This is a genomic window from Methylorubrum suomiense, assembly GCF_022179765.1.
Classification (GTDB): domain Bacteria; phylum Pseudomonadota; class Alphaproteobacteria; order Rhizobiales; family Beijerinckiaceae; genus Methylobacterium; species Methylobacterium suomiense.
Genome location: NZ_BPRE01000026.1, coordinates 1 through 25,946, shown reverse-complemented (window position 1 = coordinate 25,946; position 25,946 = coordinate 1). Strand labels below are relative to the sequence as shown.

23 protein-coding genes, 1 tRNA gene, 1 pseudogene and 1 riboswitch are annotated in these 25,946 nt (G+C 69.3%); of the genes and pseudogenes, 13 read left to right on the top strand and 12 right to left on the bottom strand.

The window, feature by feature from the left end; translation table 11 throughout:
• Positions 1-57: 57 nt before the first annotated feature.
• The gene (locus MFF26_RS25470) at positions 58-1,089 is read right to left on the bottom strand and encodes an aldo/keto reductase (RefSeq protein ID WP_137829797.1); all 1,032 of its coding nucleotides are present in this window, start codon (positions 1,087-1,089) and stop codon (positions 58-60) included.
• A 274-nt stretch (positions 1,090-1,363) separates the two neighbouring features.
• On the opposite strand from MFF26_RS25470, the gene MFF26_RS25465 reads away from it, so the two are divergent.
• The gene (locus MFF26_RS25465; RefSeq protein WP_137829796.1) at positions 1,364-1,597 is read left to right on the top strand and encodes a hypothetical protein; all 234 of its coding nucleotides are present in this window, start codon (positions 1,364-1,366) and stop codon (positions 1,595-1,597) included.
• A 7-nt stretch (positions 1,598-1,604) separates the two neighbouring features.
• Here MFF26_RS25465 and MFF26_RS25460 read toward each other — a convergent pair whose 3' ends face one another.
• The gene (locus tag MFF26_RS25460; protein ID WP_137829795.1) at positions 1,605-2,642 is read right to left on the bottom strand and encodes an LLM class flavin-dependent oxidoreductase; all 1,038 of its coding nucleotides are present in this window, start codon (positions 2,640-2,642) and stop codon (positions 1,605-1,607) included.
• 682 nt (positions 2,643-3,324) lie between these two features.
• On the opposite strand from MFF26_RS25460, the gene MFF26_RS25455 reads away from it, so the two are divergent.
• Positions 3,325-3,549 (top strand): hypothetical protein, encoded by a 225-nt coding sequence (locus MFF26_RS25455; RefSeq protein ID WP_137829794.1) that lies wholly within the window; start codon positions 3,325-3,327, stop codon positions 3,547-3,549.
• 19 nt (positions 3,550-3,568) lie between these two features.
• Here the strand turns inward: MFF26_RS25455 and MFF26_RS25450 are convergent, their stop codons facing one another.
• The gene (locus MFF26_RS25450; protein ID WP_137829793.1) at positions 3,569-4,726 is read right to left on the bottom strand and encodes a dimethylmenaquinone methyltransferase; all 1,158 of its coding nucleotides are present in this window, start codon (positions 4,724-4,726) and stop codon (positions 3,569-3,571) included.
• A 201-nt stretch (positions 4,727-4,927) separates the two neighbouring features.
• On the opposite strand from MFF26_RS25450, the gene MFF26_RS25445 reads away from it, so the two are divergent.
• From MFF26_RS25445 to MFF26_RS25435, 3 genes are all read left to right on the top strand, one after another.
• A complete protein-coding gene (locus MFF26_RS25445) occupies positions 4,928-6,541 on the top strand; it encodes a glucan biosynthesis protein D (protein ID WP_137829792.1) in 1,614 nt (537 codons plus the stop codon).
• Between the two features lie 129 nt (positions 6,542-6,670).
• Positions 6,671-8,815, top strand: coding sequence for a glucans biosynthesis glucosyltransferase MdoH (gene mdoH / locus MFF26_RS25440; protein WP_137829791.1), 2,145 nt, complete (start codon positions 6,671-6,673; stop codon positions 8,813-8,815).
• 64 nt (positions 8,816-8,879) lie between these two features.
• Positions 8,880-8,969, top strand: a tRNA-Ser gene (locus MFF26_RS25435).
• 42 nt (positions 8,970-9,011) lie between these two features.
• On the opposite strand, the gene MFF26_RS25430 is transcribed toward MFF26_RS25435, so the two are convergent.
• Entirely contained in the window at positions 9,012-9,233 is a 222-nt protein-coding gene (locus tag MFF26_RS25430) for a DUF418 domain-containing protein (protein WP_137829790.1), read from the bottom strand.
• Positions 9,234-9,554: 321 nt separating this feature from the next.
• Positions 9,555-9,767 carry a hypothetical protein gene (locus tag MFF26_RS25425; RefSeq protein WP_137829789.1) on the bottom strand — a complete coding sequence of 71 codons (213 nt, stop codon included), beginning with the start codon at positions 9,765-9,767 and terminating at the stop codon, positions 9,555-9,557.
• 239 nt (positions 9,768-10,006) lie between these two features.
• Between MFF26_RS25425 and MFF26_RS26530 the strand changes: the two genes are divergently transcribed.
• A complete protein-coding gene (locus MFF26_RS26530) occupies positions 10,007-10,138 on the top strand; it encodes a hypothetical protein (protein WP_281405170.1) in 132 nt (43 codons plus the stop codon).
• A 199-nt stretch (positions 10,139-10,337) separates the two neighbouring features.
• Here MFF26_RS26530 and MFF26_RS25420 read toward each other — a convergent pair whose 3' ends face one another.
• The 6 genes from MFF26_RS25420 to MFF26_RS25395 all read right to left on the bottom strand — a co-directional run bounded on the left by MFF26_RS25420 (position 10,338) and on the right by MFF26_RS25395 (position 16,580).
• A complete protein-coding gene (locus MFF26_RS25420; RefSeq protein ID WP_137829788.1) occupies positions 10,338-10,982 on the bottom strand; it encodes a 2,3-bisphosphoglycerate-dependent phosphoglycerate mutase in 645 nt (214 codons plus the stop codon).
• A gap of 202 nt (positions 10,983-11,184) precedes the next feature.
• A complete protein-coding gene (locus MFF26_RS25415) occupies positions 11,185-12,027 on the bottom strand; it encodes an ABC transporter ATP-binding protein (protein ID WP_137829787.1) in 843 nt (280 codons plus the stop codon).
• On the bottom strand, positions 12,024-13,058 hold the full coding sequence (locus MFF26_RS25410; protein WP_238308851.1) for a FecCD family ABC transporter permease: 1,035 nt from the start codon (positions 13,056-13,058) through the stop codon (positions 12,024-12,026). Before MFF26_RS25410 ends, MFF26_RS25415 begins: the two co-directional genes overlap by 4 nt.
• Positions 13,055-13,876, bottom strand: coding sequence for an ABC transporter substrate-binding protein (locus MFF26_RS25405; protein ID WP_238308850.1), 822 nt, complete (start codon positions 13,874-13,876; stop codon positions 13,055-13,057). Before MFF26_RS25405 ends, MFF26_RS25410 begins: the two co-directional genes overlap by 4 nt.
• 20 nt (positions 13,877-13,896) lie before the next feature.
• Positions 13,897-15,885, bottom strand: coding sequence for a TonB-dependent receptor plug domain-containing protein (locus MFF26_RS25400; RefSeq protein ID WP_238308849.1), 1,989 nt, complete (start codon positions 15,883-15,885; stop codon positions 13,897-13,899).
• 122 nt (positions 15,886-16,007) lie between these two features.
• A riboswitch (cobalamin riboswitch) is annotated at positions 16,008-16,204 on the bottom strand.
• Positions 16,205-16,325: 121 nt separating this feature from the next.
• Positions 16,326-16,580 (bottom strand): hypothetical protein, encoded by a 255-nt coding sequence (locus MFF26_RS25395; protein ID WP_137829783.1) that lies wholly within the window; start codon positions 16,578-16,580, stop codon positions 16,326-16,328.
• 171 nt (positions 16,581-16,751) lie between these two features.
• Here MFF26_RS25395 and MFF26_RS25390 point away from each other — a divergent pair, with 171 nt between their 5' ends.
• From MFF26_RS25390 to MFF26_RS25360, 7 genes are all read left to right on the top strand, one after another.
• Entirely contained in the window at positions 16,752-18,236 is a 1,485-nt protein-coding gene (locus MFF26_RS25390; RefSeq protein ID WP_308447771.1) for a sensor histidine kinase, read from the top strand.
• Positions 18,221-19,618 (top strand): sigma-54-dependent transcriptional regulator, encoded by a 1,398-nt coding sequence (locus MFF26_RS25385; RefSeq protein WP_137829782.1) that lies wholly within the window; start codon positions 18,221-18,223, stop codon positions 19,616-19,618. Before MFF26_RS25390 ends, MFF26_RS25385 begins: the two co-directional genes overlap by 16 nt.
• Positions 19,619-19,793: 175 nt before the next feature.
• A complete protein-coding gene (locus MFF26_RS25380) occupies positions 19,794-21,032 on the top strand; it encodes a metallophosphoesterase family protein (RefSeq protein ID WP_137829781.1) in 1,239 nt (412 codons plus the stop codon).
• A 43-nt stretch (positions 21,033-21,075) separates the two neighbouring features.
• Positions 21,076-22,344, top strand: a complete 1,269-nt coding sequence (locus tag MFF26_RS25375; RefSeq protein WP_238308848.1) for an arsenic transporter — start codon at positions 21,076-21,078, stop codon at positions 22,342-22,344.
• A 16-nt stretch (positions 22,345-22,360) separates the two neighbouring features.
• Entirely contained in the window at positions 22,361-23,302 is a 942-nt protein-coding gene (locus tag MFF26_RS25370; RefSeq protein WP_137829779.1) for a DMT family transporter, read from the top strand.
• Positions 23,303-23,315: 13 nt separating this feature from the next.
• The gene (locus MFF26_RS25365) at positions 23,316-24,668 is read left to right on the top strand and encodes a TAXI family TRAP transporter solute-binding subunit (protein ID WP_137829778.1); all 1,353 of its coding nucleotides are present in this window, start codon (positions 23,316-23,318) and stop codon (positions 24,666-24,668) included.
• Between the two features lie 166 nt (positions 24,669-24,834).
• Positions 24,835-25,530: a sigma-70 family RNA polymerase sigma factor gene (locus MFF26_RS25360; RefSeq protein ID WP_373324537.1), complete on the top strand. Its 696-nt coding sequence runs from the start codon at positions 24,835-24,837 to the stop codon at positions 25,528-25,530.
• Between the two features lie 217 nt (positions 25,531-25,747).
• On the opposite strand, the pseudogene MFF26_RS25355 reads toward MFF26_RS25360, so the two are convergent.
• Positions 25,748-25,946: pseudogene (locus MFF26_RS25355) on the bottom strand (PQQ-dependent dehydrogenase, methanol/ethanol family); the annotation flags it as partial.

Here is a 25,946-nt window from a genome sequence, read left to right as displayed (position 1 = left end):
AGGCCGCTGCCGCGGCGCCTCAGGATGAGGAGGATGGGTGAGAGGGAAGCTGTTCCCTCACCACGCCGTCGGTTTCGGGTTGCGCTCGTCGAAGCCCATCTGGTGCCAGTAGGGGTAGACCGGGTTCTCCCGGCTCGCGGCATCGAGGCGGGCGATCTGATCGGGGGTGAGCGACCAGCCGACAGCGCCGAGATTCTGCCGCAGCTGCTCCTCGTTGCGCGCACCGATGACGATGTTGCAGACGGTCGGACGCGTCAGAAGCCAAGCCAGCGCCACCTGCGAGACCGTCTTGCCGGTCTCCTCCGCCACGGCGTCGAGGGCGTCGACCACGCTATAGAGATACTCTTCTGAGACGGTCGGCCCGCCCTCCGCGCCGCCGGAAGCGATGCGCCCGGACGAGGCCGGCTGTCCGCGCCGGATCTTGCCGGTCAATCGGCCCCAACCCAGCGGACTCCAGACCATCAGGCCGACGCCCTGGTCGAGGCCAAGCGGCATCAGCTCCCACTCGTAGTGGCGCCCGATCAGGGAATAGTAGCCTTGGTAGACGACGTAACGGGCGAGCCCGTAGCGCTCGGACGTGGCGAGCGCCTTCATCAGCTGCCAGCCGGAAAAATTCGACGCGCCGATATAGCCGATCTTGCCCGACCGGGTCAGGTCGTCGAGCGCCCGCAGGGTCTCCTCGACGGGGGTGAGCGCGTCGAAGCCGTGCATGAAATAGACGTCGATATGGTCGGTCCCCAGCCGCTTCAGGCTGGCCTCGCAGGAGCGGATCAGGTGATGGCGCGAGGAGCCGACGGCGTTCGGGTCGTCGCCTGAGCGGAAGGTCGCCTTGGTCGAGATCAGGAGCCGGTCGCGGCGCCCCTTGATCGCCTCGCCCAGGATCTTTTCCGAGTCGCCGCTCGAATAGATGTCGGCGGTATCGAGGAAGTTCACCCCCGATTCCAGGCAGATGTCGATCAGGCGGCTGGCCTGGGCGACGTCGGTGCTGCCCCAGGTCTTGAAGAAGGCGTCGGTGCCGCCGAAGGTCCCCGTGCCGAGGCTCAGGACGGGCACCGTGAGGCCCGAGCGTCCGAACTGGCGGTGTTCCATGATGTGCCGCTCCGATTGAATTGCGCGCGCAGCGTCTCCGAGGACCTGCGTGCAGTGCGGCAACGCCGGCATCGGGGGGTCGGTTCGCGATCGGTCCGCCACATCCCCGCCACGGATGGCCCGCGCTTCCGCCACCGAAAAAATCAGTTTTCGCGAAGACTTCGTCAACCAAGAGCCACTATCGAAGCTCAACCTTACCGTATCCAGGGCCGGGGTGACGCCACGCAGAACGCCGGCGACACCCGCCGCGCCGCACCATTTTCGGGATCACATCGTGAGCTTCACCGTTACCGCCGGCGCCGCCCCGCTCGTCTATTCCTGGCAGCACGGCTCGATGCTGAGCGCCCTTGAGCAGAGCCTCTCGCTTGCCACCACCGGCTTGGCCGAGGTGCGGATCACCGACGGGGAAGGCCGCGCCTACAGCCCCGCCGCGCTCTACCAAGTGCTGTTCGGCCAGAAAACGGCGGCGCGCGACACCAATGCGGCCCCGCACGCCCGCGCCGCTTGATCGCCCCTCACGCAGCGGTGCGGTGCGTCGCTTCGATCGCACCGGAGCCGTCGCCGAGCCCGCCATGCGCTTCGGCCAGGATCGCGTAGGAGCGCAGACGCGCCGCGTGATCGTGGATGGCACTGGCGACGATGACCTCGTCGGCGCCCGTCTCGGCGGCAAGCGCCTCGAGTCCGGCCCGGATCGTCCCGGCGGTCCCGACCAGCGAACGCGCCAGCATCCGTGAGGCCTGCCGCTTCTCCGGCAGCGTCCAGTACCCCTCGATATCGTCGATCGGCGCCGGCAGCAGGCCGCGGGTGCCGCGCACGAGATTGGTGAAGGCCTGCTGCGGCGTGGTGAACAGGCGACGCGCCTCCGCCTCGCTCTCCGCCGCGACGACGTTGATGCCGACGATCGCGTAGGGCTCTGCCAGCTGGGCCGAAGGGCGGAAGCGGGCGCGATAGGTCTCGAGCGCGGGCAGCAACGCGTCCGGCGCGAAATGCGACGCGAAGGCGTAGGGCAGGCCGAGCATCGCCGCGAGCTCGGCCCCGAACAGGCTCGAACCCAGAATCCAGAGGGGCACCTTTGTCCCGGCACCGGGCACCGCCCGCACCGCCTGACCCGGCTTCGGATCGTCGAGAAGCGCCTGAACCTCCAGCACGTCCTGCGGAAAGGTCTCGGCGGCGCCGTAGTCGCGGCGCAGGGCCCGCAACGTCGCCCCGTCGGTGCCGGGGGCGCGGCCGAGGCCGAGATCGATCCGGCCGGGATAGAGGGTGGCCAGCGTACCGAACTGCTCGGCGATCGTTAGCGGCGCGTGGTTGGGCAGCATGATGCCGCCCGCGCCGACGCGGATGCGCTGGGTGCCCGCCGCCACATGGCCGATCACCAGGGCGGTCGCGGCGCTGGCGATCCCCGTCATGTTGTGATGTTCGGCGAGCCAGAAGCGCCGGTAGCCGAGTTGCTCGGCGTGTCGCGCGAGATCCCGGCTGCGGTCGAGGGCGTCGCGCGGCGTGCCCCCTTCCGGGATCGGGGCGAGGTCGAGAACGGAGAGGGGCGGGAGCGGCATCGACGAACCTTTCCGAACGCTTTCACGCCGCCGGGCGGCGCAAGACATCGTTCCCCCTCATGAAAAAGTCAGATCGTGAGCCGCGACAGAAACCGCAAGACGGGGGCTTGCGCTCCGCCCCGGACCCGTCCTAGCCTTCCTTCATCGGCGCCGCAGCAGCGCCGTCCTGCGATAAGGAGGTTGGCCATGAGACATCAGGGCAGCACCGTCTCCGCCGCGCGCACCGCCGATGCGGATCAGGACAAGCCACCCAACCACAACCGGCAGGGATAGAGGCCGCCGACAGGCGCGGTCACCGGTCGAGTTCCCCCGCCCATCCGGGGTCGGGGCCGTAGCTCCCGGGACGCGCGAGGCAGCGTGGCCCCTGCAAGAGCCCGTCGGCGCGAGCCGGCGGGTTTTTCTGTTCGGCGCACGGGTATCGAGAGAATCTAGCTACGACTGAGATCTGCTTCGAGAGCGGATCCTGCTCACTCCGGTCAGAGCCGAAACTGCCAGAAGCACGTGGTCCCGCCCCCGATGTTGCTCTCCGGGCGGAGTCTGTGGGCCAGCTTTTCTCGAACCGATGGGCGTTAGGTCCCACCTCGGCATCACGATACACCCCGGGGATGGCCGCGTATTCATGATACGCGGCGCAAGCCTTGCAGAGACGGCGTCCGAGTGCACCTCGGAGCCCGGCGCCCGGATGACGATCTTTCATTTCGAGCTGTGCCGGAACGGCGAAAGGATCGGTGCGATCGAGTCCCGGGACTGTCCCGATTGCGGCATGGCCTTCCGCGCCGCTCGGGACATGATCCGAAGCTACCGGGACGAGGATAGCCTGCCGAACGGAGCGCGCGACCATACCCTTCGGGTCACCTACGTCGATCACTCGTTGCTCTTCGACCTGCCCTTCGACCTACGGATCTGAAGGCGCAGCCGTAATCGTCTTATCCCTTCCAGTTCTTCAGCGCCGCGAACGGGCTCGCCGACGGATCGGGGGAGGGCGGGTTGAGAACCGGCTCGACCTGCGCGACCGCATCGGCCAGGGAATGGGCGCTCCCCTGCGGAAGCTTGCCTCCGGCCGCATCGCGATGGCCGCCGCCGCGGAAGGCGCGGGCGCCGTCGAGGGCGGTGCCGTTGATCGAGCGGAACGAGAGCGTGCCGGCCCGCTGGACGTTGACGACGCGGGTGGCGCGCCCGCCCTCCATCACCAGATCCGAGACCCGTTGGAACGTGCCGGAATCAAGCCCGAACGACAGGAGGGTCCCGTCCGAGAGGGGATGGAACAGGCTCTCCGAGCGGGCGAGCATACGGGCAAGGCGCATCCGCGTGGTGAGCGTCGGATCGTCGGCGGGCTCGTCCGCCAACAGGGCATCGACGATGCCGGCCCGCAAACTGCCGGCCCTCCGCTCCAATTCGGCAGCGGTCGCACCCTCCGCAAGGCAGCGCGCCGCCGCGAGCAGCAGATCGGACAGAAAACGATCATGCCGGGGATGGCCCACCGGCACCAGGGGAGAGACGCTGTCCCAGAAGATCTCGTCGAGGGCCAACCCGCCGGTGAAGGCCGGATCGCCCTTGCGCCAGAGATCGAGCGCTTCCACCGCCTCGATCAGGGTCGGAAGTTCCGCCGGCCCTTCGGCCTCCTGCGGCGCGTAGAGCGCGCGCTGGTCGAAGGCCATCCGCGTCGCGCAATGCGCCTCGTCGATGAGCACGAAGATGTCCGCATCCCCCAGATCGGTCCGCGTCAGGCCCGGACGCTCCGGATCGGGCGCGGGCTCCAGGCCCTGGCGCCGGAGCTGATCTAGCGAGGAGGCGTGATGATCGAGAACGACGAGGCGATGGCGGCTGCCTTCGGCCCGGTTGCGGTTCATCGCGGCAAACCGCCGGAAGAAGGCGATGGCGGGCTCTTCCAGCCCGAGATCGGTCATCAGCAGCGTTTCGGGTTCCTGCGCCTTGCGCAGGCGCTTCAGCTCGTCCTCGACCACCGGGCCGACATCGCTGTAGCGGGCGACGTGCACCACGCGCTCGACCGGCGCGAGGCAGGCGGCAACGGTGGAGGCCCCGTAACCGTCGAGGTCGTTATGGGTGATCTGGACGAGCGTCATGCCGCTTCCATAAGCGCGAAGCCGCGGGAAGGCCACGCCGGATCAGCGCCGTCGACAGGCCCGACCGAGAACTTGATCCTGCTCAAGCGCGGCTGCTCTTGCCATCCTTCCCCTGCCGGGCAAGACGGGCCCGCAACCTTAACGCCGGGTTCAGACGTTGAGGGCTAACCGCGACACATCCAATACCGATCCGGCGAGGGCATGACGCAACCGACCGATTTCCCCCGCCATGCCGATTCCGCTGGTCGGACGGGCCTGAGCCGCCGTCAGTTGATCGGCACGGCCGCGGCCGCCGGTGCCGCGGCCGCGATGCTGCCCGGCGCCGCGCCCGCGCAGGAGGCTGCGCCGGCCCTGCCGGCGGCGGGCGCCCCCTTCTCCGATGCGACGGTGCCGGACCTCGCCCGCGCCTTCGGCAATCGGCCCTTCGTCGCGCGTCCCACCGACGACGTGCCGGAGAGCCTGAAATCCCTGTCGCGGGAGCAGTACGAAGCGATCCGCATCCGGCCGAACGACCTGATCTGGGGCGGCGAACCGCACGGCTTCGCCCTCGAGCCGCTGCTGCGCGGCTTCTACTACACCGATCGGGTCGCGCTGTTCCTCGTCGAGGACGGCGTGGTGCGCCCCGTCGGTTACGATCCGGTGGGTTACGACAGCGGCGGCGCAGCGCTCCCCGAAGCCGCCAAGGCACCGGGCTTCTCGGGCCTGCGCATTCGCGCGAAGATTGGTGAAGCCCATCAGGATTTCGCGATCCTGCAAGGTGCCTGCTTCTTCCGCCTCGCCGGACGCGGACAGATCCTCGGCGTCAACGGCCGCGCCCTGATGCTGCGCCCGGCCGATGCCCGAGGCGAGGAGTTTCCGCGCTGGCGCGCCCTGTTCATCGAGCGGCCCAAGACGCCCGGCGCGCCGCTGGTGATCCACGCCCTGATCGACTCGGAATCGCTCGCCGCCGCCTTCCGCCTGGAGCTGACGCCGGGCGAGACCACGAACGCGGCGATCACCGCCACGCTGGTGACGCGCAAACAGATCGACCATCTCGGCCTCGGCGGCATGCAGGCACCGTTCCTGTTCGGCCCGCACGACCGGCGCGGCGCCGACGACGCCCGCGCGGCGGCCTATGCCGCGGGCGGCCTGCAGATCCGCAACGGCGGCGGCGAGGCGATCTGGCGGCCGGTGCGCAATCCGGAGACGCTGCAGATCTCGAGCTTCGTCGATGCCGGGCCGAAGGGCTTCGGCCTGATCCAGCGGGATCGGGAGTTCGAGACCTTCGAGGACGACGCCCATCCCTGGGAGCGCTGCCCATCCCTCTGGGTCGAGCCCGGGGAGGCGACGGGCGTCGAGGGTCTGTGGGGGGAGGGGGCCGTCACCCTCATCGAGATCCCGAGCGATGCCGAGATCAACGAGAACGTCATCGCCTATTGGCGTCCGAAGGCATCGCTTCCCGCCGGCACCGAGATCCGCCTCGCCTACCGCCAGGGTTGGGGCCGCGAGCCGGAGATTGGCCCGATCGCCCGGATCGCGGGCACGCGCAGCGGGCGCGGCAGCGCCGACCCGCGCCGGCTGTTCCTCGTGGACTTCGCCGGCGATGGTCTGTTCACCCCCGAAGGTCAGGCCGTGCCGTTAGAGACCGTGCTCATCGCCGGTCCCGGCAAGATCGTCGAGGGCGCCACCCGCTGGTACATGCGCCCCGAGCGGCGCACGGTGCGGGTGGCGTTCGAGCTCGATCCCGGCAACGCCAAGGCCTGCGAATTGCGCCTCGCGCTCAAGACGCAGGGCCGGCAGATCACCGAGACGTGGCTGTATCGCTGGACGCCGTGAATGATCTTGGCCGCGCGGCTCCGCGATTCCTGACATAACGCTCCTTGTGCCGCCGGGCCGGAACCAAAGTCCGGGGCACAGCGGGCGCATCACGAAGTCATCCACGGGCCGGGGCCGACCGGAGAGCCGATGTCACAAACCGCCGAGATCGTCCTGGACCGCGCCGCGGCGCAGGATGTCGCCCCGGAGCCGGCCATGCCGCCGCGGGCGCCGCTTGCCATGCCGGTGCAGGATCTGCGCACAGCGTCGCCCCCGGCGCGCCGGGGCGGGGGCGGGCCGCTCGCCGCACGGCTGTTCGTGTTCGGCGGCGCCCTCCTGCTCACGGTCTACGGCGCGTGGCAGATGTACGAGGTGATCTCGGTCTCGGGCGGGGCCACATGGTTGCAGTACGTGCTGCTCGTGCTGTTCGTGCTGAACTTCTCGTGGATCGCGTTGGCCTTCACCGGCGCCCTCGTCGGCTTCGCCAGCCTGCTGCGGGCCGGCCCTGCCGCGCCGATACCGACGAGTCTTTCGACCCGCACGGCCATCGTGATGCCGGTCTACAACGAGGGCAGCGCCCGGGTCTTCGCCGGCCTCCAGGCCATGCATGAATCCGTCGCCGCCACGGGTTTGGGCGCGCATTTCGACTGGTTCGTGCTCTCGGACTCGACGCAGGCCGATGCCTGGGTTGCCGAAGAGCGCGCCTTTCGCCAGTTGCGCGCGGAGCTCGGCCCGGATGCCCGGCTCTACTATCGTCATCGCGAGAAGAACCATCACCGCAAGGCGGGCAACATCGCCGGCTTCGTCACCGGCTGGGGCGGGGCCTACGACCACATGCTGGTGCTCGATGCGGACAGCCTGCTCACCGGCGACTGCATCGTGCGGCTGACCGCAGCGATGGAGGCCGATCCGGATGTCGGCATCGTCCAGAGCCTGCCGCTCATCATCAACCGCAACACCCTGTTCGCTCGCCTCCAGCAATTCGCGGCGCGCATCTACGGCCCGGTCATCGCCACGGGCTTGTCGGTCTGGTCGGGCCGCGACGGCAATTACTGGGGCCACAACGCGATCATCCGGATGCGCGCCTTCGCCGAGGCGGCCGGATTGCCGGACCTGAAGGGCCGCCCCCCCTTCGGTGGGCATATCCTCAGCCACGACTTCGTCGAGGCGGCACTGATCCGCCGGGCCGGGTGGGGCGTGACCATGCTGCCGCGCCTCGAAGGCTCCTACGAGGAAAGTCCGCCGTCGCTGATCGACCTCGCGGTGCGCGACCGGCGCTGGGCGCAGGGCAACCTCCAGCACGCCCGCGTCATCGGCGCGGCGGGTCTTGCCCCGGCCTCGCGCCAGCACTTCGCCACGGGCATCGCGGGCTACGTCGCCTCGCCGCTCTGGCTCGCCCAGCTCGTCATCGGTCTCATCATCGTGCTGCAGACCGCCTGGGTGCGGCCCGAATACTTCTCGGCGGAATTCGGGCTCTATCCCGTTTGGCCACGCTTCGATCCGGTGCGCGCGCTCCAGCTCTTCGCGCTGACCATGGGCATCCTGCTGGCGCCCAAATTCCTGGGGCTGATCCTGGCGCTGCTGGACGGTCGCGTGCGGCAGGCGAGCGGCGGGGCGGGGCGCCTGACGGCTTCGTTCCTCATCGAGATCCTGCTCTCGGCGCTGATCGCGCCGATCGCGATGGTGGTGCAGTCGGGCTCGGTGTTCCAGATCCTGGCCGGGCGCGACACCGGCTGGAACCCGCAACGGCGCGACGACGGCTCGATCCCGCTGTCGGACATCATCCGCCGCCATCGCTGGCACACGGTGCTCGGCATCGTCACCGGCATCGGTGCCTTCGCCATCGCGACCTCGCTGTTCCTCTGGATGTCGCCGACGATCCTCGGCCTCGTCCTGGCCATCCCCCTCTCCTGGGCGAGCGGGCAGCTGGCCCTGGGTCTCGCCCTCAAGCGGCGCGGCCTGCTCGTGACCCCGGAGGAGGAGACGCCGCCCGCCATCGCGACCCGCGCCTGCGCCCTCGCCGCCCGCAACGCCGCCCGCGGCTTCGACGACGCCGATGCGCTCGCCGCCCTGCATGCCGACCCGGACCTCGCCCGCGACCATGCCGCGATGCTGCCTGAGGGTCGCTCCCGCCCGCGCGGCCAGATCGATCCGGACCACACCCTCGCCCGCGCCAAGATCGTCGAGGCCGAAACCCTCACCGAGGCGCAGGGCTGGCTCTCACCCCGCGAGCGCTTCGCCCTCCTGCACGATCGCGCCCTGCTCGATCAGCTCACCCGCCTCAATCCCGTCTGAAACAGGAAACGTTGACGCTGATCCGGCTGCCGCCCTAGAGAGAAGCGGTCGCCGGTGCGACGCCGGAAGGGTGGCCGAGTGGTTTAAGGCAGCGGTCTTGAAAACCGCCGTGGGGGCAACTCCACCGTGGGTTCGAATCCCACCCCTTCCGCCAACAATCCCCGCCACCGACCGCCGCGATTTATGAGCACGAAACCTATAGCGGCTGGTGGCGCAGTCGTGGCACTCGGCCGATCGTGACGGCGCGCAGGATCCACTCGACAGGACCGTAGGCGAAATTCCGCAGCCACCAGCGGCTGACGATCACTTGGCCAATGAAAATCACGAGGGCCGCCGCCAGTGTCGTCGCTAAGGACAGGCGATCGATGAGATCACCTGTCGAAATAAGCGATACAGGATACAACGGATCTATCGGCATCTCTCATGCCCATTCGTGCATCGGCATATGATGGTCTTCGCAATCGCGTAGATAAGTCATACAGATACAAATTCCTTAAATTCAATCGAATATGAACTCAGGACGATCTTGGCAATATAACAATATCGATGGTCTGCAGAATTATTTCAAAAGGCTGATTCGGACAATTTATTTGCATGATACACGGCGTAATAAAAAGCCGTTCTAATCCACCATCGAACCCTAAGATGTGTTGCGAAATTCCCTCACTGCTTGAGCAGGCGTAATCTTGTCTCAAGGGGGCGCAACGGATCACATCCCTGGTACGATCTCCGCTACCATTCAGCGTGAGCCGGTCTCGCGACGATCCGTCTCCAATTGTTCGAGCAAAGCGGCCAGGCGAGGATCGAGGGCCTCATCGACCACGGGCTCGTACAAGGCTTGGAGATACCGCCCCAGCCGCTCACGGGTTTGAGCGTCGAGCGAGGGCGTCGCGTCGGCGGGGGAGGGGGCGGTCTGTGTTCGCACCTGGACCATGCTGCGTACATTGCTCATCGGTATCATAAGGCAAGCACGGCTTGCTCCGTTCCGTCGTGGCACGGTCCCCGGCCGAATGGATGGGAGCGTCGAACCGTGCCAAAAATGTGCATTATCGTGCAGTGAACGCATGCGCTGCGATTCATATCGGCTAAAGGCTGCGTCAGCCGCATGGCTTGTATATGGCATCTGGCATACCAGAATTGTTGGTGCAGTGCGATATTCCGTTCATCAGATTGCTTCACGGAGCCGCCGCCATGATCCTCGCCACCGTCGCCCTGTTCGCCGCCGCTGCCGCCAACGTTCTCCTGGTCACTATCATCGCCGATCGGTTCGGCTTCGAGGGTCAGGATGCCCGGATCGCGGGCGGCGTGCCGACGGCCGCTTAAAGCGGTTCGACCACGCGCCGTGATGCCGAAGCTGCGTATTCGGTTTCGGCACACGAATTGAGTCGAACCATGCCCCGCAGCCTCCGGCTGTGGGGCATTTTCATGCGCCAGCGCACTTGCATGACAGCCTCGATCAGCACGCTGCCCTGCCCGCAGCGATGACCAGCGCCTTGGAAGGCCCCGATCGTCGATCGACCCATCAGGCAGGTCCCGGCGGCTCGGCGTTTCGCACCCATCGGCCGTCCGGGGCGCGGCCGTAGAGCAGGAATTCGGCGGTGCCGATATTCACCTCCTCGATGGCCTCGGGCGCGATGCGATCGAGATGCACGAGGAGCGAGCGCAGCGAGTTTCCGTGCGCGACCACCAGCACGGACGCCCCCTCCGTCAGCCGTGGCACGATCCTACCCTCGAAGAACGGCCAGACCCGCGCGGCGGCCATCGCCAGGCTCTCGCCGCCCGGCGGGACGGCCTTGTAGGATTTTCGCCACGAGCGCACCTGCTCGACGCCGAAGCGAGCCCGCGCCTCTGTCTTGTTCAGGCCAGCCAAGGCGCCGTAATCGCGCTCGTTCAGTGCCGCGTCCGTCTCGACGGTCAGGGTCGGCTGGCCAAGCTCACCCAGAAGCAGTGCAAGAGTGTCCTGAGCCCGCCGCAGCCGGCTCGTGAAGGCGCGATCGAAATGCAGGCCGCGCTCCCGCAAGGCTCGGCCCGCGGCCCGAGCCTCCTCGATCCCGCGCGGCGTCAGGGCCGGGTCCCGCAGTCCCGAGAACAGATCGCGCGCATTGTCCTCGCTCTGGCCATGGCGCATCAGCACCAGAATCCCCTCGCGCCGCGCTGCGCCGTCCATCCGATCCCCCGTCAGGCGTCTGCTGTCCCGTTCCGCAGGCCTTTGCCCCAAGCGCGGCCGCGCGGCGAGGAGATTTTACGGGTTGTGCCGCCAGCGAAGTGACGTTCCGGGAGGCATCTCCCGTCGTTGTCCGGCCGGATGCCGGTTCGCGCATCCAGCGCACGCGCCCGAAGCGTACGTCGCGCCCGTCGGAAAACACGTATCACTCGGTAGGCGAGGCACCGGGCACACAGATCCCAGCCCGATCACAATCGCCCCCCTCCGGCCCGCTGCCGGAGCGTGCCCAGGGCAGCAGGTAACCGGTCCCGTCCGCGGCCCGGCCGCGCTCCGCCGTCACCCCGAAGGCGTGGGCCAGCAAGCCGTCGCTCAAGGCCGCGTCCGGCGGGCCGTCGGCCAGAAGCCTTCCGCCGGACAAGACGACGATCCGGTCGCAGAACCGGGCGGCGAGGGCGAGGTCGTGCAGGACGGCGACGACACCCGTCCCCTCTCGGGATGCGGCGCGCAGGAGCGTCATGGCATCGAGTTGGTGCGCGGGATCGAGCGCCGTGACCGGCTCGTCGGCCAGCAGCCACTCGGCCTCGACTGCCAGCGCGCGGGCGAGCAGCGCGCGCATGCGCTCGCCCGAGGACAGGCTCGTCGCGATTCGCTCGGCGAGATGAGCGATATCGGCTCGCGCCATCGCACGGGTGATCGCCGCCCCGTCGGCCGCGGACGGATCGGCGAAAGCACGGCGATGGGGGAGGCGCCCGAGGGCCACGACCTCCCGCACGGATATCGGCCACCCGATCTCGCCCCCCTGGAACAGCACCGCGATGCGGCGCGCGCGCTCGTCGCGGGGGAGGGCGGACAGAGCCCGCCCGTCGAGGGTGACGCCGCCCTGAACCGGGGCGACGAGGGAGGCGAGCGCCCGCAGGAGCGTGGTCTTGCCGGCACCGTTCGGACCGACGAGGCCGGTCAGCATCCCGCGCGTCAGGCTGAGATCGATCCCATCAAGGATCGTGCGGCCATCGAGCCGTATCCCGAGATCCCGGGTGGCGAGGGTCACGCGGCCCTCCCACGGGTCCTCAGGAGAAGGACGATGAGGAACGGCGCGCCGATCAGGGCCGTCACCACGCCGAGCTTCAGTTCGGGGCGGGTGGCGAGCAGGCGCACGCCGATATCCGCCGCCAGCACCAGGATCGCGCCGGCCAGCCCGCTCGGCCAGAGGCTCGCGCCGGGCCGCGCCCCGACCAGGGGGCGCACCAGATGGGGCACCACGAGCCCGACGAAGCCGATCGCACCGGAGACCGCGACGCCGCTCCCGACCGCGAGCGCCGCCCCGGTGACGAGGCGCAGGCGCACCGAGACGAGGCCGATGCCGAGGCTCGCCGCACTGTCCTCGCTGAGGGTGAGGGCGTCGAGGGCAGGAGCGGTCGAGAGCATCAGGATCCAGCCGATCGCCATCAGCGGCAGGCAGAGGAGAACGTGGTCGGGGCTGCGGTCGGCGAGGGAGCCCATCAGCCAGAACACGATTTCCAGGGCCGCATAGGGATTGGGCGAGAGGTTGAGGGCGAGCGCCGTCAGCGCCCCGGCGAGGCTCGAGAGAGCGATCCCGGCCAGGATCAGTCCCAGCGTACCGCTGCCCCTGGCGGCGAGCGCCCCCAGAAGGGCGGCGGCGAGGGCGGCTCCGGCGACGCCGCCGAGGGGCAGGGCGAGGCTCATGGAAGCGGCAAGCCCGCTATAGAACACTAGCACGGCGCCGAGAGCGGCGGCCGAGGAGATGCCGAGGATACCCGGATCGGCGAGCGGGTTGCGCAGGTAGCCCTGCATCGCCGCCCCCGTCAGGCCGAGGCTGAAGCCGACGAGCCCGCCGAGCAGGGCGCGCGGGATGCGCAACTCCCACAGCACCAGGGCGGGCAGGGTGGTCCGGCCGGCGACGAGATCGGCGAGGGCGGCCGGCACGTCGAAGGGCGCGTAGCCGATGGCGACGGAGGCGAGCGTCAGGGCGAGCACGGCCAGCGCGAGGAGCAACATCACGAGACGCCGCCGATGCGGGACCGCGCGGCGGGATGGTGGTGTCGTCTCGGATCCGATCATCGCCGGGCAGCCTCGGCGAGCCGCTCGACGACCTCGGCGATCTGGGGCCCGGGGCAGGTCCAGAGCCGGTTCGGGATCGCCACGACGCGGCCGCCGCGAGCGATGGCCCGGAAAACCGGATGGTGCGAGACGGTATCGGCGAGCGAGGGTGCCCCCGGCTCAGCCTCGTCCACCACGACGAGATCGGCACCCGACAAGGCCGCGGCTTCGAGCGGCACTTGCCCGAATCCGTCCCGGCCGATCTCGGCCGCGACGTTGGTAAGACCGGCGGCGCGGATCAGCGCGTCCCCGAGGCTGCCGGGCGCGACCGTGAAGGCGTTGGGCCGCATCACCAGGGTGCGCAACGGCCGGGGGGCCGGTTCGATCGCGGCGAGCCGGGCGTCGAGCGCCGCGATCATGGCGGAGCCGCGCGCCTCCCGCCCGAGAGCGGCCGCCACGAGGCGGATCTGATCCCGAACCCCGTCGAGATCCGCCGGCACGCGAAGTTCGAGCACCGGGAAGCCCAGGCGCTTGAGCATGCCGACGGTGGTCCGGGTGGTGAAGGCGCCCGCGATGACGAGATCGGGCCTGAGGGCGACGATCTCCTCCGAAAGACCCCGCATCACCGGCAGCCCGGCAGCGGAGGCGGCCACCGTCGAACCGCGCGGATCGCCGGCGAGATGGGTCACAGCCGCGATCTGGTCGCGGTCGGCCAGCCGCAGGACCAGTTCGTCCGCGCAGAGATTCATCGACACGACGCGCGCGGGCGCCGCCGCCGTCTCCGGCGGCGGCGGAAGAATGAGGAGCGCGAGGGCTCCGAGGACGCTTCGCAGCGGCATGGCGTGCGGGGATGTCAGAGTCAGAACGAAGTCAGCCGCACGCCGCCATAGACCGCGAGCCCCGGTCCGAGAAAGCCGGTCGGGTTCTCGTAGCGCTGATCGAACAGGTTATCGATTCGCCCGAACACACTGACGGCCTCCGACACCTCGTAGCTCGCCGCGAGATTGACGATCGCGAAGCCGGGATTTCGGATTCGCGAGAAGGAGGCGTCGCGGGCTCCATCGACGAAGGATCCGAGCACGATCACCGTGCCGCTCACGGTCAGGCCCGGCATCGGCGTCCAGATCGCCGTCGCGCTGCCCTTATGACGGGGGCGGCGCAGCAACTCCCGGCCCGCGACCTCGTCCTTCGACACCGTGTTGGTGTAGTCGATCCGGCCCGACAGCGTGTCGGTCAACTGTACCGCGAGGAAGGCCTCCGCCCCGTAAGTCTCGGCGCGGCCGATATTGACGTTGGTGAAGGTGAAATTGACCGGATCGAACGTCCCTTGGATCAGGTTGCGGAAATCGTTGGCGAAGTAGGTCGCCCCCGCGAGGATGCGCGCGCCGAAGGGCTGCTCGAAGCCGGCATCGTAGCCGAAGCTCTCCTCGGGCCGCAGGTTGGGATTGCCCACCTGCCCGAAGGCCGGGACGGTGACGAAGAGCTGGTTCAGGGTGGGCGCCTTGAAGCCGGTACCGACGCTGCCCTTCAGCCGCGTCGCGGTGCCGGGAAGAATGTAGCTCGGCGCCACCCGATAGGTTGTGGCGGGGCCGAACGCGTCGTTCGCGTCGTGGCGCAGATTGGCCACGAGAAAGGCGCCGTCGAAGGGCGTCACCTGCATCTCGCCGTAGCCGGCGGTGTTGCCGTTGCGGGCCGTGATGACGCCGTTCGGGTTGTTGGTGAAGAGGCGTTCCTCGTCGCGCTGGGCTCCGAACAGCACGAGATTGCCGGGGGAGAGGGCGTAGTCGCCGCGATACTCGGTGCGCAGCCGCTCGCCGAGCGCGTTCGAGTCGGCCGGCGTGGCGAGCGGATTGTAGATGTCCTGGAATTGCCGGTTGAAGAGATTCGAGTAGTTGACGGCGACCACGTTGTGGAACCCCGGCAACGGCGTCCATTCGGCCTCGTTGCGGGTGAAGATTTGCTGGACGTCCGCTTGGTTGCGAAACTCTCCGACGCCGAGCTGGGGGAACGGGCTGTAATCGTCGTTGCTGAACCGCAGCTTCGACTGAATGAACCGGGTGATCGAGTTCACCCGGAACGTATCCGTGAACTGGTAGCCGAACCGCGCCGAGACGGTCTCGTTATCGTAGAAGTTCGGGTAGATCGGCCTGCCCGGTCGCACGAGCTCGAGCGGCGTCACCGGGGTCGCGGCGGCCCGCAGATGCGAGACCGAGACCGCGTAGTCGAACCCGCTCTCCGCGCCCGCAATTCGGCCGTACTGGTTGAAGGTGCCGAACGAGCCGCCTTCGACCTTAGCGACGATGCGGGCCGGCCCTTCGCCGCGTCGCGTCGTGAAAGAGATCACGCCGCCGATGGCGTCCGAACCGTAGAGACCGCTCTGAGGGCCGCGCAGCACTTCAATGCGCGAAAGGTCCTCGGTCAGGAGTTGGCCGAAATCGAACGAGCCGTTCGGATTCGAGGGATCGGTGGCGTCGATGCCGTCGATCAGCACCTTGGTGTGATTGGAATTCGCGCCGCGGATGAAGACCGAGGTCTGTCCGCCGGGGCCGCCGGTCTGCACGACGTTGAGGCCCGGCACCTGCTGCAGGGCGTCCGGAACGGTGCGCCGCTGCTGCTGTTCCAGTTGCGCCGCGGTCAACACGGTCACGCTCGACCCGACCTGGGCGGTCGGCGTCGGCACGCCGGTGGCCGAGACCGAAATTTCGTCGAGCGTGGCGGCGGCGCCCGCCGGAGCGTCGGCGAAGGGCCGCGCGGTCTGCTGGGCCAGGGCGGAGCCCCATGGGAGGATGGGCAGGGCGCAGGACAGGGCAAGCGCTCCCCGGAGCGCGGATCGGGAGGGATGGGGCACGGTGGAAGGGCCTCGGGCAACGGCAGTGGCACGTCACCGCGAACGAGGCCTCGGCACCCACGTCCCAACGGGATTCGTGGCGCCTCGACACCCGCCAGGACACCCCGCCCGACGCGTTTCGCGTGTGACCACGACTGACGGCAGGTCTCCTGGCTCGCGGGTCATGGCCCTCTCACCGTCTTCCCGGGCGAGGCTGCCCAGTGACATGGTGGCGGAAGGCTCGCCGCTTACAGTTGCGGGGGCAGCCGCGGCATCGAGCGGAAGCTCTCACCGCGTTCCCTTTTGATCCCCGAGGGGAACCGTCACGCTATCGGTATTGGACGCAATCGCACGGAGTCAATCACGGTCGATCCGGGGCGCCACGAAGACGGCTACTGTACCATACCGGACACAGCGGCCCGATCGGCTCACCTGTTCACTCGGCCTTGGGCCGCGCGGGCCTAACCGCCCTGCAGGGTTTCGGCGAAATCGTCGGGCACCTCGCCGAACGCCTCCAGAATCGCCACGCTCTCCAGCTCGCCGGTCTCGTCGTCGGCCACAATCCGCAGCGCAGCCGCCCCGGGGAGACGGCCGGCCACCGCCTGCGCCTTCTTCAAGGCGCCGCTCTCGGTGCCGACGACCTCCTTCGTGCCGGGCACCAATCGCTTCCGTTTCACTTCGAACGACTGGACGACATAGGTGGTCTTCATGGCCATGGTCGGCTCTCTCGCAATTTCGGGCACCCCGCGGCGACGGGGCGACGCCGTTCGGGGACCTCGCGTGCTCCGCTCTCCCACGGGCGGGCGACGAAAGCGATGGCCGCGACGGCGCCGCGAAGGAGCGCTATGTGACGCGGGCGCTGGCATTCGCGCGGTCGGGGCGGCCCCGTGTTCAACTTCAGATTCGAGCGGATGCGCAACAGCCTGCTGGCACGGCTCGTCGCCCTCTGGATCGCGCTGCTCGCTTCGGCGGCGGCGACCGCCTACCTCCTGTTCGGCCTCTACACGCAATCGACCGCGGTTCAGATCTCCCAGGCCGAGATCGCCGTCGGGCGGGCCTGCCGCGAGATCATCGACCGCTACACGGTCTTCATCCGCAAGGGGGAGGCGGTTCCGGGAAGCGAGGATCTCGTCGGGATCGTGTCCCGGGCGCTCGGCGCCTCACCCGGAATCGAGGGCGGCATCTGGAGCAGCGCGGCGGGCTCGATCGCCTACGCCTTTCCGAGCTACGAGGGCTCGGGCCCCAAGACCGATCTGCCGGAGGCGGAGCGCGGAGCGATCTCCGCCGTGAACGCCGAATCGCTGCATCTCGGCCGCTCGGTGGTGAATCAGCGGTTGAGCCGCACCCAGGCCCTGCTCGTTCAAGCCTGCCCGCTGCCCGGGCGCGAGGCGGGCCTGACCGCCTGGACGATGACGCGCGCCCACGTCAACGACGGGCCCGCCTATACCCGCTTCCTCGCCGCCCTCGGCTTCCTGAGCGTCGCGGTCATCGGCGCGGCCGCCTTCCTGGGGCGCTTCCTCTACGGGTATTCCCGCCGTATCGCCCGGCTCGAGGCGGCCCTCGCGGCACCGAGGCGCGAAGATGCCGATCTCGCGCATCTCGAGCGCACCGGCGAGCGCGAACTCGACCGCTTGGTCGATGCCCTCAACGCCGCCGGTCTGCGCCTGCGGGAGGCGCGCGAGCAGGCGGTCGCCGCCGAGCGCTTCGCCGTCCTCGGGCGCCTGAGCGCCGACATCGCCCACGAGATCCGCAACCCCATCGCCGCCATGCGGCTGAAGGCCGAGAATGCCCTAGCGACCGGCGATCCGCAGCGGGCGGAAATCGCCCTGCGCGCGATCCTCGGCCAGATCGGGCGGGTCGATGCCCTGGTGCGCGATCTGCTCCATCTCACCCAGCCCCGCATGCTGTTGCGCGAGCCGACCGACCTGCGCCGGCTGCTGTCCGAGACCGCGCAGCTCCACGAGGATCAAGCCAGGGGCTGCGGTCTCCGCATCGTGGTCGAGACCGACGGCCTTCCCGGCGCGGAGCATCCGCATATCGACCGCCCCCAGGTCCAGCGGGGCCTCGACAACCTCCTTCTCAACGCGCTCCGGCACGGCCCCCCCGGCAGCGTGGTGACACTCACCGGCCGTCGTATCCTCCGTGAGGGGGCCGCCCGCCTGCATCTCCTCGTGTCGGATCAGGGTCCCGGCGTCGATCCGGCCCTCCGCCCGCAGATCTTCGAACCCTTCGTCACCGGGCGTTCGGACGGGACCGGCCTCGGTCTCGCGATCGTGAGCAAGGTCGCCCTCGCGCATCGCGGCGAAGCCCGGCTCCTTGAATCGGAGCGCGCGACCACGTTCCTCCTGGATCTGCCATGGCAACCGTCCTGATCGTCGATGACGACGACGCCCTCCGCGAGGGGCTTGCCGAGACCGTCTCCGATCTCGGTCACACCCCCGTGCCGGCCCGCTCCGGCCGCGAGGCCGTGGCGCGGCTCGCGGATCGGGGAATCGCCGCGATCTTCCTCGACCTGCGCATGCCGGGCGATCTCGACGGCATCGCCACGCTGGCGCAGATCCGCGCGCTGCCTGATCCGCCGCCGGTCACCGTGCTGACCGCCTATGCCAGCCCAGCCAACACGATCGAGGCGATGCGGCTCGGGGCGCACGATCACCTCACCAAGCCGATCGGCCGCGCCGATCTCGCGGCAGCCCTCGATGCCATGCTGATCTGCACTCGCACCGAACCCGAACAGGCCGGTGTGCCGGAGGCGGGCGGGGGGCTGATCGGCTCGAGCGAGGCGATGCGGCGCGTCCAGAAGGCGATCGGGCTCGTGGCCGACAGCGCCGCCACCATCCTGATCCAGGGCGAGACCGGCACCGGCAAGGAGGAGGTCGCCCGCGCCCTCCACGCCTTTTCCGGGCGCCGCGATCGCCCGTTCGTGCCGGTCAATTGCGCCGCCACTCCGGCTGAGCTGCTGGAGAGCGAGTTGTTCGGCCATGTTCGCGGCGCGGTGGGCGGGGCGACGGCGGACCGGGCCGGGGCCTTCCACCTCGCCGAAGGCGGCACGCTGTTCCTGGACGAGATCGGCGACATGTCCCCGGTGATGCAGGCCAAGATCCTGCGGGTGATCCAGGACCGTCTCGTCACGCCCGTCGGCGGGCGTCCGGGACGGGTCGATGTCCGTCTCGTCGCCGCCACCCATCGCGATCTGCAGGCGATGGTGATCGAGGGAGGCTTTCGCGCCGACCTCTATTATCGCCTCAACGTCGTCCCGATCGCCCTGCCGCCCCTGCGTGAACGGCGGGACGACATCGTTCCGCTGGCCGAACATTTCCTGGCGGCCTCGGGCAAGCGCCTCGGCCCATCGGCCGCCGATCGTCTGCTGGCCCATCGCTGGCCGGGCAACGTGCGCGAGCTGCGCAACGTCGTCGAGCGGGCGGCGGTGATGGTGCGGGGACGATTGATCGAGGCCGCCGATCTCCACCTTCCCGAGCACCTGCCTCCCACCGACGGCGATGCATCCGCGGAAGATAATCTCGACCTGCCCGGTGCCGTGGCGCGGCTCGAACGGGCGATGATCGCCGCCGCGCTCCAGGCGGCGGACGGCAACCGGACCAAGGCCGCGCGTCGCCTCGGAATCCAGCGCCAGCTCCTCTACGCCAAGCTGGAGCGTTACGGCCTCGCCGGGACGACGGACGGCGAGGTGTCGCCGGATACGACGACGGATGTCGGGAAAGACGACGATTCCGGCGCTGCGGGCACGTCGTAAGCGCCTGCCCGATAAAACATTCGTGTGTGGTGCCGCAAGGCCTCGCACGGGCCGGAACTGCGCCCTGCCTCATGCGTCGAGCCCGTCGCATGGGCCCCGCTTGACGGCCCCTGAACGGTGGGACGCGTCCAGTGATGAAGCGGAGCGGCGGCGTGACGGCGGCGCGGGCACGGCGATGAGCGCGCATGGCGTCTTCGCCTTCGCCCATATCGGCGATCTGCATCTGGAAGAGCCTCAAGATCAGAACGCCGTCGATTTGAGCCGCTGCCTCGCCGAGGTAGCCGGTCTGCACGCGCGAGGCCTTCTCGACTTCGCCTATCTGCCGGGGGATCTCGCGGAACACGGCACAGCCGCGCAATACGCGATCTTGGAGCGGGCATTGGATGCCCATCCCGACCTTCCGGTTCGCCTCATCGCGGGCGATCATGATCGCCAGCTCGGCTCGATGCAGGATTTCGAGGCGTTCTTTTCCCGGGCGGCCAAGAGCCCGCGCGGCGGCGGACACGAAACGGTCAGCAACCATCTGCCGCGCCCGCGGGAACGCAGCGCGGCCGTGCAACACTACTACGCCGAGACCATCGGCGGCGTCCGTTGCCTGTTCCTCGACATGATCAGCGCCGGCTACGGTGAGGAGGGCTTCGGGCTCGACTTCCGGCTCGGCCCCGACCAGCGATCGTGGCTGGCGGCGCAATTGGCGAAGGCCGACGCCGACGGTCTGCCCTGCGCGATCTTCACCCATACCTACCCGGACGATCTCCGGGAGCCGGCCGAGCGCGCGGAACTGTGCGGCCTCATCCGCGGCCATGGCGTGCGCCTCGTCGAGATGGGCCACACCCACTACAACGAACTCGCCTCGGATGGCCGGACGCTCTACGCCTCCGCTCGCTCGGTCGGTCAGAACGAGGACGGCTCGGTCGGCTACGCGGTCGCGGCGATCGACGGCGACGTGGTCAGCTGGCGCTTCAAGCCTCTCGACCAAGCTTTGCCTTTCGTCATGATCACGAGCCCCGCCGACCGCCGCCTCGCGACGCGGCCGCTGCCGGACGGGCGTGTCGACGTGCGCGCCCTGGTTCTGTCGCACGAACCCCAGAGCGCGTGGCGTTGCCAAGTCCGGGTCGATGACGGCCCCGCGCAGTCGATGGTGCCGGTCGGGCCGCGCATGGTCCATGCCGCGATCGAGTGGCCGCAGGGCGCCCGGCGCCTGTCGGTCGAGGTCGCGGACGGCACCGTGAATCCCCGCAAGAACGGCGCGCTGCGGAAAGATACCGACGTGATCGAGCCGGTCGGGCGGTCCTTCGTGCCGCCGCTTGCGCCGGAGCGTCCCGGCAGCGATGCGTTCCGGATCCAGGCTTGGCCGGAGAAGGGGATTCGCGGCGATCAGCTCGGGCCCAACCGCCGCGGCCGGCACTGGTAGCAACGCTTTTCATCCTCGCTGATTTTCAAGGACGACCCCGGCCATGGGCGCACTTTCCCTGACCCCCCATCTCGCGACCTGGGGCATCGCCGCGCTCGCGATGCTCGGGGTCATCCTGCGACCGTTTTCCTGGCCCGAGGCGATCTGGGCGGTGCTGGGCGCCGGCGCCCTCGTCGCGCTCGGTCTCCTGGCACCCGGCACCGCCCTGGAGGGCGTGCTCAAGGGAACGGATGTCTACCTGTTCCTGGTGGGCATGATGCTTCTCTCCGAGATCGCCCGGAAGGAAGGCCTGTTCGACTGGCTCGCCTCCCACGCGGTGCGGGCGGCCAAGGGTTCGGCGACGCGACTGTTCCTGCTCATCTACGTCGTCGGCACGGTGGTGACGGTGTTCCTGTCGAACGACGCCTGCGCCGTCGTGCTGACGCCGGCCGTCTTCGCGGCGACGAAGGCGGCCGGCGTCAAGCAGCCGCTCCCCTACCTGTTCATCTGCGCCTTCATCGCCAACGCGGCGAGCTTCGTCCTGCCGATCTCGAACCCGGCCAACCTCGTCGTCTTCGCCGAGCACATGCCGCCCCTCGGACGTTGGCTCGCCACCTTCACGCTTCCCTCGGTGCTCGCGATCGTGACGACCTACGCCGTCCTGCGCCTCACCCAGAACGCGCAGCTGAAGGCGGAGACGGTGGCGAAAGATGTCGAGACCCCGGCGCTGAGCTTCGGCGGCAAGGTCGCGGGCGCCGGCATCGTCGCCACCGGCGCGGCGCTCATCGCCGCCTCGGCCGCGGGGATCGAGCTCGGCCTGCCGACCTTCATCGCGGGCTTTGCGACCACGGTGGCCGTCATCCTGATCAACCGGGGCGGCGCGGTCGAGGTGGCGCGTGACGTGTCGTGGAGCGTGCTGCCCCTGGTGGCCGGGCTGTTCGTGCTGGTCGAGGCGCTGGAGAAGACCGGCGTCCTGCAGATGCTCGCGGACCTCCTCAAGCGTACCGCCGACGGCGACCCGGCGCTCGCCGCCTGGGCCGGCGGCGCCATCGTCGCGTTCGGGTCGAACCTCGTGAACAACCTGCCCGCGGGCCTGCTGGCGGGCGCGGCGGTGCAGGCCGCGCACGTGCCGGAGAAGGTCGCGGGTGCGATCCTCATCGGCGTCGATCTCGGTCCGAACCTGTCGGTCACCGGCTCGCTCGCGACGATCCTGTGGCTCACCGCGATCCGGCGCGAGGGTCAGGACGTCTCGGCCCTCGCCTTCCTCAAGCTCGGGTTCCTGGTGATGCCGCCGGCCCTGATCCTGGCGCTCGGCGCCCTTCTCTTGGTCTGATCGGAGACGCGCGCCCGTGAACGCCGCCCTGCTCTATCCCTTCATCATCGTGGCCGGCGCTCTCCAGGCGCTCGGCAATTCCATGAACGCGCAGCTGCGCGGGCATCTCGTCAACCCGTTCCTGGCAGCCTCGGTCTCGTTCCTGCCGATCGTCTTCGTCTTCGCGACGCTGTTCCTCGTGATGCCGATGCCGCTCCCGACCGCGGAGAACCTCGCTTCGATGCCCTGGTACGCGCCGCTCGGCGGCGTCGCCGGAGCGGTCGCGGTGTTCGGCGGCCTTGCCTTCGTCGACAAGGTCGGCGCCGGCCCGTTCAACGGTCTGACGCTGACGGCGAACATCCTGACCTCGCTGGCGCTCGACGCCTTCGGCCTGTTCGGCCTGCAGGGCGGCGGCTTCAAGCTGATGCCCTGGATCGGCGGCCTGCTGATGGCGGTGGGCGTCACCTTCATCGCCCGTGTCACCCCCGACAAGGGAGATTCGGGGGGCGGGGCGAAGGATTCCGGCCACGGCCTCAACCCGCGGCTGCTCTATCCCTTCATCGTCGTGGCGGGCGCGCTCCAGGCCATCGGCGTGGTCTGGAACGCGCAGCTGCGCGGAGCCCTGATCAACCCCTGGCTCGCCGCCACGGTCTCGTTCCTGCCCGTGGTCTTCGTGTTCGTGCTCGTGTTCCTGCTGCGCCCCAAGCCCCTGCCGCAGCGCTCGGACATCGAGGGCGTGCGCTGGTGGATGCCGCTGGCGGGCCTCACCGGGGCGGTCGCGGTGTTCGCCGGCCTCCTCTTCGTCGACAAGGTCGGCGCGGGCGCCTTCAACGGCCTGCTGATCACGGCGAACCTCCTCACCTCGGTGGCGCTCGATCATTTCGGCTGGCTCGGCATGAAGCAGGTACGGGCCGGCCCGTCGCGCCTGGGCGGTGCCGCCCTCATGGTAGCCGGCATCGTCCTGATCTCCCTGGCCTGACCGCGCGGGGACGATGCGGGTCGAACTGTCCTGGTTGCTGCGCAAGGAGGCGCTCGTCGTCGCGGCCTTCGCCGTTTTGGCGGCGGGCGCGGCCGCCGCGTGGTACCTGCTCCAGGCCAGCGTGCTGACCATCGCGGTGGCTCCCCGCGACGGGACCGAGCCGGACCTGATCAAGGCCTATGCCGATGCCCTCGACACCGCGGGGGAGGGCGTCCGCCTCAGGATCCTCTCCTTCGACGATGTGCGCGAGAGCGCCGCCGCGTTGCAGGACGGGCGCGCCGATCTCGCGGTGGTCCGACCTGACGTCCTCCTGCCGACCAACGGCCTCACCCTGGCGATCCTGCGGGATCAGGCGATGATCATCGCCTCCCCGGATCAGGCGCCGATCAAGAGCTTCCCGAGACTCGCCGGCAAGCGTCTGGGCATCGCGGCCCACCGGGACGCGGATTTTACGCTCCTCAAGAATCTGCTCGGCTATTACGGCCTGATCCTGTCGACGGATGCGGGCGGCCCGAGCCACGACCGCGCGGTGCACCTCGTGCGGATCGATCAGGACGCGGTGGCGGCGAGCTTCCGCGAGAAGCGGATCGACGCCTTCGTCAGCATCATCGCCCCTTCCGCCCCGAAAGCCCTCGCCATGATCGGGGCGGTCCGGTCCGCCGCCCGCGCCGGTCGGGTCGAGTTCGTCGCGGTGGAGGATGACGGCGCCGTGATCGAGCGCTTCCCACGCCTCCAATCGGTGACGGTGCCGGGCGGCCTGTTCGGCGGCGATCCGAAGCTGCCGAGCGACGATGTGAAAACGGTGGGCGCTTCCTACCGGCTGATGGCGCGCGCGACGCTCAGCCGGGCGCTCGCCGCCGACGTGACCCAACAGCTGTTCGAGAAGCGCACGGCGGCGGCGGAGAAGACGGATGCCGCCGAATACGTCCAGGCACCGTCCTACGACACCACGGCGGCGGCGACGAGCGCGCGCATCCCGATCCATCCCGGGGCGATCGATTATTTCGAGCGCGAACAGCACGGCTTCGTCGAGCGCTACGGCGACACCCTGTACCTGCTCGGCGCCATCGCCGGCGGTCTGGTTTCGGTCCTGGCTTGGATCCGCCAACGCCTCGCCGCCCTGCGGCGGGAGCGGATCGACGAGATCATGGACCGTCTGCTCGACCTGATCGGGCAGGCCCGTGCGGCGAGTCATGTGAGCAATCTCGATGCCCTGACCGCCGAGGTCGACAGCCTCGCCGCCGACGCCGTCCGCTACGCCCGCGAGCGGGATCCCGACGCGCGGACGATGTCGGCGCTCTCTATCGCCATCGAGACGGCGCGAGCGACGCTGTCGGACCGACGTCGACGGGTCTGCGGTCCGTGAACGTCCCGATGGACCGGCCGATGACCGGCACCAATCCAACCCCGATTTTCTTCCAACGGCCTGGGAGCGTCGCTCCCGCCGATTTCCTGCGAGAGGCTCCGATCCGATGACGAATTGCCTTGCGGAACCTCTCGAGGGGCGCGGAGCCGATCCGGCGGACCCATTCCTGACAATCCTCACGCAGGCGGCGGGGAATGCCTCGGGGCCGGAATGGGCGGGCTGCGCCGCCGCCGACATTCCAGCCCACCTCACCGCACCCTTGCGGGATTATTTCGCACCGGCACAACCCGACCTCATCCCGGAACGCCTGTCCGCGCTGTTGGGTCTCTTCGCGGTCCGGGCGGGGCAGCGCATCGATACGAACGTCCGCGACGCCCTCGTCGAATGTGTGCCGGCCCTGCGGGTGTTCGCCCTGTCGCTCTGCGGGAATGCGGCGCGGGCGGAGGATCTGGTTCAGGAGGCGCTGGTGCGCGCTTGGGCGAACCGCGAGCGGTTCGTGCCGGGCACCAATTTCTCCGCCTGGATCTTCACGATTCTGCGCAATCATTTCTACAGCGAGTGCCGCCGCAAGCGGCGCGAGGTCGAGGATGCGGAAGGCCATCACGCCGCCTCGCTGACGACGCCGGCCGGGCAAGAGCACACCGTGGCGCTCGGCTCCGTCATGGACCTGATCCACATGCTGCCCGCATCGCAGCGGCAAGCCCTCCTCCTCGTCGGGGCCGAGGGCTTCACCTACGAGGAAGCGGCGGCCCGCCTCGAATGCCGCGTCGGCACGGTGAAGAGCCGGGTCAGCCGCGCGCGCAGCTTCCTGGCCGAGAGGCTGGGACGCGGGACCGCGGAGTTGGCCGAAGCGGAGATGTGATCAGACCGCCGCACACTGAAAACGGCACTACGCTCAGCTCCCCTCCCACACGCACGAACAACGACGCCCGGCCGGATCGAGAGCGGCCCGCCGGGTCGGGCGCGCACCGTCCGTCCCGATCGCCCGCAAACAGAAACGCCCCCGGTCGCGGATGCGGCCGGAGGCGTTTCGCGAATCCGACGGCGCCTTCCGGATCACCGGAAGGCGCATGCGGCGCTTAGTTGTTCGGCAGGGCGAAGACGGTGAGCTGGCCGCCGAGGTTGGTGTAGCTCGACAGGGCCGCGTAGCCGCCCACCGCGCCGAGACCGGCGTTCGGGTCGGTCAGGCCGGCCGCAAGGCCGATGCCCGCCCAGCCGCCGACGCCCGACAGGACGCCCACGTACTGCTTGCCCTTGTGCTCGTAGGTCATCACGTTG